Source organism: Glaciihabitans sp. UYNi722 (assembly GCF_040549465.1).
GTDB lineage: Bacteria > Actinomycetota > Actinomycetes > Actinomycetales > Microbacteriaceae > Lacisediminihabitans.
Genome location: NZ_JBEPTL010000003.1, coordinates 1 through 11,765 on the forward strand (window position 1 = coordinate 1; position 11,765 = coordinate 11,765).

General features: G+C 65.2%; 10 protein-coding genes. 4 read left to right on the forward strand and 6 right to left on the reverse strand.

Translation table 11 applies throughout. From position 1 onward, the window contains the following. The first annotated feature begins 106 nt into the window (after positions 1-106). Both ABIB56_RS02540 and ABIB56_RS02545 read left to right on the forward strand, forming a co-directional pair. A complete protein-coding gene (locus tag ABIB56_RS02540) occupies positions 107-328 on the forward strand; it encodes a hypothetical protein (protein ID WP_354567287.1) in 222 nt (73 codons plus the stop codon). Positions 329-455: 127 nt separating this feature from the next. Then, positions 456-2,069, forward strand: a complete 1,614-nt coding sequence (locus ABIB56_RS02545) for a stealth family protein (protein WP_502917535.1) — start codon at positions 456-458, stop codon at positions 2,067-2,069. A 150-nt stretch (positions 2,070-2,219) separates the two neighbouring features. Here ABIB56_RS02545 and ABIB56_RS02550 read toward each other — a convergent pair whose 3' ends face one another. Beyond that, complete coding sequence (locus ABIB56_RS02550; protein WP_354567288.1) at positions 2,220-3,164, reverse strand: phosphodiesterase; 945 nt, start codon at positions 3,162-3,164, stop codon at positions 2,220-2,222. Positions 3,165-3,486: 322 nt separating this feature from the next. On the opposite strand from ABIB56_RS02550, the gene ABIB56_RS02555 reads away from it, so the two are divergent. After that, complete coding sequence (locus tag ABIB56_RS02555; protein WP_354567289.1) at positions 3,487-5,706, forward strand: DEAD/DEAH box helicase; 2,220 nt, start codon at positions 3,487-3,489, stop codon at positions 5,704-5,706. A gap of 88 nt (positions 5,707-5,794) precedes the next feature. Here ABIB56_RS02555 and ABIB56_RS02560 read toward each other — a convergent pair whose 3' ends face one another. Next, positions 5,795-7,186: a maltokinase N-terminal cap-like domain-containing protein gene (locus ABIB56_RS02560; protein WP_354567291.1), complete on the reverse strand. Its 1,392-nt coding sequence runs from the start codon at positions 7,184-7,186 to the stop codon at positions 5,795-5,797. Positions 7,187-7,525: 339 nt separating this feature from the next. On the opposite strand from ABIB56_RS02560, the gene ABIB56_RS02565 reads away from it, so the two are divergent. Beyond that, complete coding sequence (locus ABIB56_RS02565; RefSeq protein ID WP_354567292.1) at positions 7,526-7,930, forward strand: hypothetical protein; 405 nt, start codon at positions 7,526-7,528, stop codon at positions 7,928-7,930. Positions 7,931-7,968: 38 nt separating this feature from the next. On the opposite strand, the gene ABIB56_RS02570 is transcribed toward ABIB56_RS02565, so the two are convergent. The 4 genes from ABIB56_RS02570 to ABIB56_RS02585 all read right to left on the reverse strand — a co-directional run bounded on the left by ABIB56_RS02570 (position 7,969) and on the right by ABIB56_RS02585 (position 11,727). Continuing rightward, positions 7,969-8,859, reverse strand: a complete 891-nt coding sequence (locus ABIB56_RS02570; RefSeq protein WP_354567294.1) for an aminodeoxychorismate lyase — start codon at positions 8,857-8,859, stop codon at positions 7,969-7,971. Positions 8,860-8,957: 98 nt separating this feature from the next. Next, positions 8,958-10,448 carry an MFS transporter gene (locus ABIB56_RS02575; protein WP_354567295.1) on the reverse strand — a complete coding sequence of 497 codons (1,491 nt, stop codon included), beginning with the start codon at positions 10,446-10,448 and terminating at the stop codon, positions 8,958-8,960. A gap of 56 nt (positions 10,449-10,504) precedes the next feature. Next, the gene (locus ABIB56_RS02580; RefSeq protein WP_354567296.1) at positions 10,505-11,095 is read right to left on the reverse strand and encodes a DUF4333 domain-containing protein; all 591 of its coding nucleotides are present in this window, start codon (positions 11,093-11,095) and stop codon (positions 10,505-10,507) included. After that, on the reverse strand, positions 11,077-11,727 hold the full coding sequence (locus ABIB56_RS02585; protein ID WP_354567297.1) for a DUF2510 domain-containing protein: 651 nt from the start codon (positions 11,725-11,727) through the stop codon (positions 11,077-11,079). The genes ABIB56_RS02580 and ABIB56_RS02585 overlap by 19 nt, the downstream gene beginning before the upstream one ends. Between the last annotated feature and the right edge of the window lie 38 nt (positions 11,728-11,765).

Here is an 11,765-nt window from a genome sequence, read left to right on the forward strand (position 1 = left end):
TGTTGAGGTCTGTTTTCACACGCTGGGTTTAACACCCTCCGCCTCCGATTAACAGCGCCCACGCGGCATCCGCCTAATAGGACTCACTCATCTAGCCGGCATCATCGTGGGAGCTGTCGTCGTGCTGGGCGCCACCTTCGGCGGCGGCGTTCTCGCCGGGTCCGTTCTCGGACACAGTGAGCGCCCCCATTTTCAGCAGGGCCAACGCTTCGGCGGACCTCAGCGTAACGACGGGCAGCAGGGCGACCAACGGAACGGCAACCGGAACGGTCAAGGCAAGACCAACGGCAATCAGAACAACGACGGGCCGAACTCGAACAACAACTAGCGACAGGGTGGGCGACGAGGCAAACAGAATCGAGCTCACAGGCGACGGCGCTAAAATGCAAGGCAGCTAGTGACTCGCGCCGAGACGATCGGTCCGCGAGCCAGGCTCGAAAGATTGGGCCGACACCATGACCGACATCCAGCACCCCGCTGTTCCGAAAGCTCTCCTCTCGCGAATCTCGATCGACCAGGTCGAGCCAGCGAGTGTGTTCCCCGCCTCCCTGATGGCGGCACGGGCAGACCTGGTCCCGAGCAAGGGACAGCTGGCGATCCTCAACGACCGCCTCACGCCGCGTGAGGCGATGATCGAAGATCTGCTCTTCATCCGGCGCGTGCTGGAAGACGCGGATATCGACTACCTCCTGGTGCGTGGGAACGACACCAGGCCAGCGATCGCCGTCGATCGCCGCGCACGCAAGGCGTTGCGTCGTGCGCTCGCCGCGGCGTGCGCGGAGGAGCCCTTCTACTCGAAGCCCGCGGACGGCGTGCTCGGCGCCACCGTTGCTCTCGCCGAGGGCAAACTTGCCGTCGACAAGTCGATGCGCGCCGTCATACTGTTCCGGCCGCGGATAACCTCCAACGGTGAACTGCGCTACGGCGCCGCGTCGGGGGTGCGACTCGAACTCTGGACCTATGACTCCGAATTCATCACCGCCCCCACCGAGAACTCGCTCATGCGACTCGCGCTCCCTCGCGCCGAGGCCGAGCGCGACAGCATTGAGCTCTACGGCGAGACCTGGCCGACGCTGACCGGCATGTTCGATGCACAGGCCAGGGACATCGACTTCGAGATCGACCTGGTCTTCTCCTGGGTCGACGGCGCGGCGATCGAATGGCAGCGCGCGCGGGCACGACGGATGCGCAGCTATGTGATCGGTGAGGGCGACGATTCGCACGCGCGCTTCCGCCAGCTCGACGAACTGAAATATGCCCTGCGCTCCGTCTACCTCTTCGCACCGTGGGTGCGCAACGTCTACGTGGTAACCGATTCGCCGAAACCGGACTGGCTGGCTGAGCATCCGCGGGTCACTTTTGTGACGAGCGAGGAGTTCTTCGCCGACCCCTCTGTTCTGCCCACCCATAACTCGCACGCCGTGGAGAGCCAGCTGCACAACATCCCGGGCCTCAGCGAATATTTCCTCTATTCTAATGACGACATGTTCTTCGGTCGTCCGGTCGGGCCTGACATGTTCTTCTCGCCGGGCGGCATTTCGCGATTCATCGAGGCCACCACCCGCATCGGCATGGGGGATAGCAACATCGAGCGCAGCGGCTTCGAGAATGCCGCGCGTGTCAACCGTCGCCTGTTGCGCGAACGCTTCGGACGGACCATCACCCGACACCTGGAGCACACGGCGGCTCCGTTGCGCAAATCGGTCATGCAGGAGCTCGAGGCCGAATTCCCCGAGGATTTCGCCCGCACGGCCGCCAGCACTTTCCGTGCGGCAACCGACATCTCGGTGACCAACTCTCTCTATCACTACTACGCGCTGCTCACCGGCCGGGCGGTGCTGCAGACCAGGGCGAAGGTGCGCTACGTCGATACGACGATGCGGGTCGGACTCACCGATATGACCCGCCTGCTGAAGCGTCGCGACGTCGACCTGTTCTGCCTCAACGACGGCAGCTTCCCTGAGCTCAGCGTGGAGGAGCGTGCAAGCGCGGTGCGGTCATTCCTGGAGGCGTACTACCCGATCGCTGCCCCGTGGGAGAACCTGCCCGGAACGCTCGTCGCCGAGTAAAAATCGCGGTCTCGAATCGGGCGCGTGCTGTCAGTTGTCACTAGTGGTGGTGCAGTAGGCATCTGGCCACAGTTGGTGACAACTCCCGGCGCAGGGAGCAGGGCGCAGGGAGCAGGTCCCGATCGCGGCGGCCAGGTCCGACGCCATTGACTAGACGGTCGTAAGTTCCCTCGTTGGCGGGTGCAGTTCCTCGTCGGGGGTCAGTGGTGCCGTTCCGCTTTCGGGGATGACCACATTGTTCGCAGCGAGGATCCGCGCGGTCTCCTCTGCCGTCACGTAGGAGATCGGCGAATATTCACCGATCGGCACGACGGAGTGCAGCACCGTGTTCTCGTAGACGTGGATGAGGTTGTAGGCCTGTGCGCCGTCCCGCCCGCGCGTGCCACCGACGGGAACGTTGAGATCCTGCGTGTAACAGGTGGCCGAAGCGACGGACACCGGCACTCCGGCGAAGGTCGCGGTGGTGGAATAGTGCAGGTGTCCGGCGATGATGCCACGCACATCGGATCCGCGAATGACCTCGGCGAGTCCCTTCTGCTCCCGCAACTCCACCAGGACCGCCAGGTCGAGCACACTCGGCACGGGAGGGTGGTGCATGGCGATGATTGTGCCGTGCGGTGCGGGGATCGAGAGCTCCTCAGCGAGCCAGTCGAGCTGGGCATCCGTCACGAGTCCATAGTGTGAACCTGGCACCGTCGAGTCGAGCGCGATGATTCGGAGCCCGTTCACGTGGTGCACGCGGTCGACCGGAGCGTAGGACGGATGCTGGCCGAGCAGCCCTTCACGGAAATGCCCACGGTCGTCGTGGTTGCCCATCACCCAGATGACCTTCGCACCCATGCGCGCCGCCACCGGATCGACGATGGAGCGCAGTTTCGCGTACGCCTCCGGGTCACCGTGGTCGGCGAGATCGCCCGTGAAGACGATCGCCTCCGGCCGTGAGCCAGACGATTCGAGTTCGTTGAAGATCTGACGGAGGTGCCCCTCGCTATCGACTGAGCCGTACAGCGGGTCTTCTCCGGCGACGAAGTGAGTGTCGCTGAAGTGCAGGATGAAATGGTCGGGCCGAGAAAACTGGGCCGTATAACCGGTCATGCACCCATCTCACCACCACAAGCTGGCCAGCGGGTGAACGCAGCACGGCGATCCGCACCCCCAATTAGGAGGCCCGGCTGCGTGCGAAATCGCCTGGAGGGGCCTAAACTGGTTGCAGCACCCGATCAACCCGTTCATCGTCTCGACCCCGGTACTTGAGTAATAACTCAGTATTGAGCTGCTCGAGTCAGGTTTGGTCGAAGCGGGGTTGGTCGAGGCAGCGTAAGCCGCAGCGGCCAGTACACGTTCGCCGACAACCGGTTCTCTCATCCCGAGTGATTCCGTCGCAGCCGGTTCGGTGCCCAGAAGATGCAGGAGAAGCATGGCTCGATCCGGCCAGGGACAATCGGCGCAGGGGCAGTCCGCCCATGGCAAAGCTGCGGGCGGCAAGACGCAGCGCAAGCAGTCGTCGCGCAAGCCGGCGCAGCGCCAGGCGCAACAGCGCCGTTCGCGCGGCACCGACGACGCGGGCGTCATCCCGATTCTCGCTCGCGCCGTGCGTGAGGTGGAGGGCGCTGCGGAACGCGGCAAGGTCGGTCCGTCCAACCGCACCAAGTTCCAAGTGATCGCGTTACTGATGCGCGAGGAGCGTGCCAAGGCGAAGAGCGATAAGGAGATCACGGATGCCGAGCGCACCGAGACCCTCAAGCGACTCGACGGCGTCGCCACCATCCTCGCCAAGACTGCGGCGCGCGATACCTCACTGATCCAGCTGTTGGCCGAGGAGACTGCGGTGACGGATGCCGCCCGTACCCTGCGGCGCGACATGCTCATGGCGGCCGGTACTGAGCTCTCGCCTGACGAGATGATCATCGTGAGGGAGCCGGAACCGGTGGCAGCCGCCACGGAACGCCAGGTCGTTCCCCAGTCCGTTATTGCACGCCAGCTCTCCAATCCTTTCCTCGCCCCGGACTTCAACCAGGCGCCCAAGGCACAGCCGACCAGCCGTCGCCTCGTCAACTGGGAGCTGCTCGAACCGCTGTTCCGTGCCTTCGAATACGGCTCGGGTGGCAACGTCGCCAGCATGGACCTGCCAGAGCCGACAGCCATCGACCGCAGGGTTCCCGACAGCCTCGAGCTTTTCAACCACCAGGCGGCTTTCGTCGCCAGCGCCCGCGAGGGCCACCGCAGCTACCTGCTCGCCGACGAGCCCGGGCTGGGCAAGACCGCGCAGGCATTGCTCGCCGCCCAGGTGTCCAATTCCTACCCGCTGCTCGTCGTCGTCCCCAACGTCGTCAAAATGAACTGGGCGCGCGAGGTCGAGCTCTGGACTCCGAACAAGACCGCGACGGTCATCCACGGTTCCGGCGAGAACCTCGACGCTTTCGCCGATGTCGTCATCGTCAACTACGACGTGCTGGACCGGCACATGGGCTGGCTCGGAACCCTGGGGTTCAAGGGCATGGTCGTCGACGAGGCCCACTTCATCAAGAACCGTGACTCGCAGCGTTCGAAGCACGTGCTGGCCCTGGCCCAGAGCATCCGCGCCCGGTCGCGCAACGCGCTGATGATCGCACTCACCGGTACCCCGCTCATCAACACGATCGAGGACTTCCGTGCGATCTGGCAGTTCCTCGGATGGATCGACGGTGAGAAGCCGACCGCGCTGCTGATGGAGCGGCTCGAAGAAAACGGCCTCACCCCCGCCGACTTTGGCTTTTTCGCGGAGGCGAGGCAGACGGTCATTGACATGGGCATCGTGCGCCGCAAGAAACTGGATGTCGCGGCCGACCTGCCGTCCAAGCGCATCGCCGATCTGCCTGTCGAGCTCGACGACGACCTCGGTCGTTCCATCCGCCAGGCTGAGCACGACCTCGGGATCCGGCTGCTCGCGCGCTACCGGGCGCTGCTCAAGGCGCGCACGGCCATTCCTGCCAGTGAACGCAGCGCGGACATCCCGCATCCGGAACTCGTGCGCATGATAGCGAAGGCCGAGCTCGAGGAGTCCAAGGCCGCCAAGACCGGCGAGAACGTCTTCACCATGGTGCGCAAGATCGGTCAGGCCAAGGCGGTGCTTGCCGCCGACTACACGGCCCAGCTGGCCCGTTCGGTCGGCAAGGTGGTGTTCTTTGCCAAGCACATCGACGTGATGGATATCGCGGAGGAGACCCTCGCCAAGCGTGGGCTCACGACCGTGTCGATCCGCGGTGACCAGACGGCCACTTTCCGCCAGACCCAGGTTGACGCCTTCAACAACGACCCAAATGTCTCAGTCGTCGTCGCCTCGCTCACCGCTGCGGGTGTCGGCCTGAACCTCCAGGCAGCGTCCAACGTCGTGCTGGCGGAGCTCAGCTGGACCAGCGCGGAGCAGACGCAGGCCATCGACCGTGTGCACCGGATCGGCCAGGCCGAGCCGGTGACCGCGTGGCGCATCATCGCCTCGCAGACGATCGACGCGAAGATCGCCGAGCTCATCGACAGCAAAGCGGGCCTTGCCGCTCGCGCGCTGGACGGCGACGACTCGGAGATCACGGCGGAGTCGAGCGTGCAACTCGATGCGCTGGTGCATCTGCTCGAGCAAGCCATCGAAGACGCGCAGTAGCGAGCTCACGAAAGAGCGTCGTCTCGTGCAGTAGCGGTGGCGTGCAGTAGCAGCGTCGTGCAGTTCGAGCGTCTGGTGACAGGGCGGGTCAGCCGACTCGTGAGGCGCGCTCGACCAGTCGCGTGATCGCGGTGGCCGGGATCGAGAGCCAACCGGGCCGGTTGCGTGCCTCGTACACGGCCTCATAGAGCGCCTTGTCGATTTCGAATGCGTCGAGAACGGCGCGGTGCTCACGAAGATCGCGACCCGATTCCTCGATGTAGCCGTCCAGAAACGCGTTGCGACAGTCCGAGGCCCAGTTGCCGGAGGCGTGTTCGCCGCCCGACAGTGCGAAGGACCCTGCGACGTAGTCGAAGGAGCGCAGCATGCCCGCGATATCCCTCAGCGGGATATCGGGCTGTGACCGCTCACGCATCGGACGCAGCGGCTCGCCCTCAAAGTCGAGCACGACCCAACCGCGTCCCGGCACGGCGAGGACCTGGCCGAGGTGGAAGTCGCCATGCACTCGCTGAAGCGGCGGCCACGGGCTCGCCTGGGCCCGCCGATACACCTCTTCGAGCGCATCCCCGTGCTCGGCGAGCGACGGCACTTCCCTTGCGGCCAGTTCAAAGCGCTGCCGCATACTCAAGATGACCTCGGCCATATCGGCCGGAGTGGTCTCGCGCGAAGGGAGAGCAGCAGCCAGGGTTCGGTGCATCACCGCTGTCGTCCGGCCGAGCGCCTGGGCTCGCTCGCTGAAATCTTCGTCGGCAGCGATGGCTCGAAGCGCAACCCGCCATGCGTCCTCCACGCCGGTGAGAAATTCCTGGGCGAAGGCGAGATGCCCCGTGGCGACCCCCTGCACGATGCCGTTATCCCGCCACTGCCCCGTCACGTGACCGATGGCTCTCGGTACCACGGAGGAGCCGGCGGCTCCCAGGACGGCGGTGAGCACGACATCCGGGTTCTCGCCATCGTGCAGCGCGCGAAACATCTTGCAGATGATGGGGGAGGCGGCCAACCCGTCGGCGGTCGCGATGTCGTAGATGATCGAGGTGTTGGACTGCTCTCCGCCGAGCACGCGGGAGGAGCGGATGACCGCGCCGTCCTCGCCGAGATCGCGACGGCCATGCGCCACGACGCGCCCAGAGCCATCTGCCGCCAGCACCTGACCCTCGTACAGGATGAGGCCCAGCAGCGCGGTCGCGAAAGCCGGATCCTGCGGACCGTCGTAGATCCAGACAGTGCCCGACTCGTCTTCGCGAGTGGACACGAGGGCTCGTTCGCCACCATCGAGCGGAGCGCGGCGTTCGGTGAGAGGAACCTGGTAGAGCAGCGGATGCTCGGCATGATCCAGCACGAAATGAACGGTGATCGAGGCTGGTTCGCTCGTCTCGAGGCGGAAACCGCCAATGAGTTCGAATTGCGGGGCACGGCCTTTGCCGGCATACCAGCGCTGCTGCGTCATCCACTCCGCGAGGTATTCGGGAATCTTGTTCACGGCCACCTCCAGCGGTGAGCGGGATCGACCGCCATCATCACCCTACGCAGCGGTCGGCCGGGGGGACACCCCTTGACAGGCTCGGGCAGCCAACTTTCACGAGACACCCAGCCAGCCCCTCGCTCGGGGGCCACCCTCCCTGGGGGCATACAGGTGGCGTCCAGTTCGCATAGTGTCCTAGATAGCACCACCGGGGGACAGATGGGTGGCGGCGGCTTTGCTGAAGTCGAATGCGGGATACGGGGGTATGCCAGCTTCGTCCGACTGCACACAGAAGCCGCCACCGCCCACCCAGTGCCCACCCCGCGCGCTCCCAGAAGTGCCGGAGATAATGGTCAGATGCTTTCAAGAGATCTCGCACTCGCCCTGCAGGATGCAGGAGTCACCTGGCGTCCCGTGTCGGGGGATGCATTCGTCATCAACCGCGAAGGTTTCGAGGGGGACGTCTTCGTCGTCAGCGACATGACCATCGAGTCGCATGAGTTCGAGACCGGCACCATCCTGGGTTTCAACGGAACCACGGAATGGGCGCTCGACTCCATCGCACTCGAGAAGGCCCTGTGGCTTCCTCACGAGCACCAGTTGCGCGAGCTGCTGGCCGGTACCTTCCGTTCGCTCACCCGCACCGAGAGCGGCTATCGTGTCGACTTCGCCATCAGCGGCGACCCGACTTCCGACGAGGCAGCCGAAGTGGCGGATGCCTACGCCAACGCGCTGCTTCGCCTGGTGCGTGCCGCGCTCTAGACATCGCCATTCGGTGCTGCCGGCGGCGAGCGACCCAGCTAGTCGGTCAGCGCGCGCAGGTAGGCGTTGATGCCCGCAGTGAGCGCCGCATCCATGGGGAACGCTGCGCCGTCGAGTTCGCGGATGGGCGCCGCGAGCCGCAGGCTGGAGACCAGCCACGCGGCATCCGCCTTACCCAGTTCCGGTGCGGTGATCTGCTGGAAGCCGGTCGCGAGACCGAGACTCTCCGCGTAGCGAAAGACGCTCGACTGGGTGGTGCCGTCGAGGATGCCGAGCCCGGTGCCCGGCGTGAACACCGTGTCGCCGACCCGGTAGATGACGCTCGAGGTCGGACCTTCGAGTACGAAGCCGTCGCTGGAGACGAAGATCACGTCATCCGCCCCGCGTCGTTTTGCCTCGCGGAGTACCGAACGGTTGACGGCGTAGCTCAGCGTCTTGGCTCCGGCGAGCAGCCATGGCGAGGTCTGTTCGACGTCGTGCCGGTAGCCGCGGTCGAGAGTGACCACGCGAACACCATCGACACGGAGGCGGGAGTAATCGCCGGAATGACTGGCGTAGACCCATCCGGTCGGCCGTCCGTCGCCCTCGACGCCCCTGGTCAGCACGGTCTTCACCGATGCCTCCTGGGCTGGGCCGAGCTCGTCGATCGCGGCGTGGATGGCTGAGCGCCAGACATCCACATCCGGCGTCGGCAGCTCGAGGGTCGCGGCCGAGTGCACGAAGCGGCGCAGGTGATGCTCGAGAGCCTGCGGCATCGAGTTGCCAACACTGATCGATTCGAAGATGCCGTCGCCGCGGGTGGCGCCGAGGTCGAGCGCGCTCAGCAGTGGAGTGGCGGGATCGATGAAGGCCAACGGAGCAGCGCCCGCGTCGTGGGGCGGTGCATCCGCTGAGGGCTGGTTGAGAATGGCAAGGACCTGTGTTGGCACCTCACCATTCTGCAGGGTGCTGCGCTGTGTGCAGTGATCAGCGTGCAACTCTGTACAGGCGGTGAGGATCTCCGGACCTCAGCTCGAAGACGCCATGCTCAGCCCTGGCGTTGGATCGGGATGCTGGCCGTGTTGCCGTAGTCCTTGCCGCGGCGTGGGATGAAGAAGGCGAGAAGAACGCCGGCAAGCGCCACCGCGGATCCCATAGCGAACACCATCTGGAAGGCCTGGGACGTTGGAATCGGCACCTTTCCGGAGAGGGTGAAGTTGGAGGCGAGGATCACTCCGACGAGCGTCGCCGCCACCGTGGATCCGAGCGTACGCATCACCGAGTTGAGACCGTTGGCAGCGGCCGTCTCGGTCGGCGGCACGGCACGCATAATGAGGGTCGGCATGGCGGCGTAGGCGAAACCCACGCCGAAACCGACGATGGTCGACACCAGGATGACGTGCCAGATCTGGCTGTGCAGCACCACGGCGAGCGCGAAGGCGATGGTGATGATGATGCCGCCGAGAATGAGGCTGGTGCGAGGGCCACGCGTGTTCGACAGCCTCGCTGCTACCGGCGACATGAAGAACATGACAAGGCCGAGAGGCATCAGGCAGAGGCTGGAGATGATGAGAGTCTGGCCGAGTCCGACACCGCTGACCGTCGGCGCTTCGAGCAGAACCGGGAGGGATGCCGTGGTGATGAAGAAAGCGAAGCCCACCGAAATCGAGGCGAGGTTGGTGAGCAGCACCGGTCGACGCGACGCGACGCGCAGGTCGATGAGCGCTTCTTTCGTACGTAACTCGACGAAGCCCCAGATCACCAGAATCACGACGCCGCCGACAAAGAGGCCGAGAGTCAGTGGGCTGGTCCAGCCCCAGGTGCTTCCCTTGGAGACTGCGAGCAGGATGCCGACGAGTCCGAGGCCGAAGCCGATAGCGCCCACGAAATCGAAGTGACCGCCGGCCCGCAGCGTGCTGACCGGGATGATCGTCGCAACCAGTACGACCGCCACGATCGTCAGCAGCGCGGCAAGCCAGAACAGGTAGTGATAGTCGAAGTTCTGTGCGATGACTGCGGCGACGGGCAGTCCGACGGCGCCACCCACGCCGAGAGTCGCACTGACCAGCGCTACCGCGCCGCCGAGGCTCTTCGGATGCAGCACATCGCGGAGGATGCTGATGCCGAGCGAGATCACGCCCAGTCCAACGCCCTGGAAGATCCGCCCGATGACCATGGGGATCAGTGTGTTGGACAGCGCGCAGACGATCGAACCCGCCGCCATGAGGATCAACAGGATGAGCACGACTCGGCGTTTGCCGTACATGTCGCCGAGGCGTCCGCTGATCGGAGTGGAGATCGCGGCGGCAAGAAGTGTGGCTGTCAGGACCCAGGTCGTGTCGGCAGTGGTGGAGTCGAGGAGAGTTGGCAGCTGCGGAATAATCGGTGTGACGAGAGTCTGCATGAAGGCGGCGATGAGACCGGTGAGCGCGAGCGTGGTGGTGGTGGCGCGGTCACTCGGGCGCCGGGTGAGGCGAGCTCTTTCCGCCGCTGTCAGGGGACTCTTTGGCGGTTCTTCGTAAAAATTATCTGCGCTCACCTGTCAACTCTAGGCGCGCCCGATAACACGCGGTGTGTCGCTGGAGGCCCGCGACACTAGCGGGTGAGGGTGTAGATGCCCCAGTCGTCCACGCGCCAGTTGATCCAGCCGTTGACCCTCTGCAGGCTCACCGTCACGTCGTAGGAGTCGCCTGAGCTGCTCTTGGCCGCGCAGCTGAACTGCTGTCCGACGAGTACGGGTGGAATGGCAGGGCAGGTGACGTCGAGTTGTGCGCCGATAATGGAGGCGTCGGATGAGACGGACTGCTGCGCCTCCGTGCTGAAAACGTTCGGAATGGCCGAGATGAGCAACCCGGGAACCACGAGCACCGAACCGATCTGCACCAGGCCGAGCGTCGCCCAGACCAGCAGGGGAGCGAGTCCGAGCCGTCCGATTCTGCTGACGCTCATCGAACGTGCGATGAGGTACACCGGTGCCGTGAGCAGGGCCCACGCCCAGCTGGCTCGGTGCTCGTAGCCCGCGCGCCTGAGCTGGGCGCTGTCGACGATCGCCAGGATGACGACCAGCACGTACGCCCCCGCCCACACCCCGGCAGTGACCATGACTCCGAGGGTGGCTCCGAATCCGAGCAGCAGGAGAAGACTCACGACGAGCAGGAGCAGCGGGATCAGCGCGATGATCCACACCGGCGCGGTGTAGACCGGAAGGCGGTTCGGCGTCGCGGCGCGCCTGGGCTGTGGGGCGGCATCCTGTTCACGCTGTCGTGCGGATGCGGATGCGGATGCGGATGCGGATGCGATGGGGCGGAGACCGCGGTCGCTGCCGAACGCGGAACGAAAGCGGAGACCACCTCTTCGTCGGAGTCGAGAGTGTCTTCATCGATGACATGGGGCTCGACAGGATCCACAACCAGGGTCTCGCCGATCGTCACAGCTGCGGCTGCGGCTGTCTCGGCGGGAACTGCTTCTCGGGCAACAGGCGCCGGTTCCTCGGCTTCGACAGTGGCAGGCAGCGGCGGCTCGAGCTCGCGGAGCGTGACGGTCAGCGGGGCCTGGGCGTTCGCGGCATCCCGCGCTTCGCTCTCGTCGGTGGCGAGTCGTGCGTACTGCTCGTCACGCTCACGCTGTTCGCGCTGCTGCCGGCGGGTCGGCAGTTCCTCGTCGGCGTAGGTGAGACGCGTCGGCTGCTGCATCACCAGGGGCGGACGAGCCTCGGTCGTGAGCTCGGTCCACGCGTGGTTGTTCCACCAGCGCAACTGCGGAAGCCCCATCGGGTCGGGATACCAGCCCGCGGGCACGCTCACATCGTCTTCGAACACGTCCGTCCTTCCGAAAACCTTGCTGTGAAGCCTCAGAT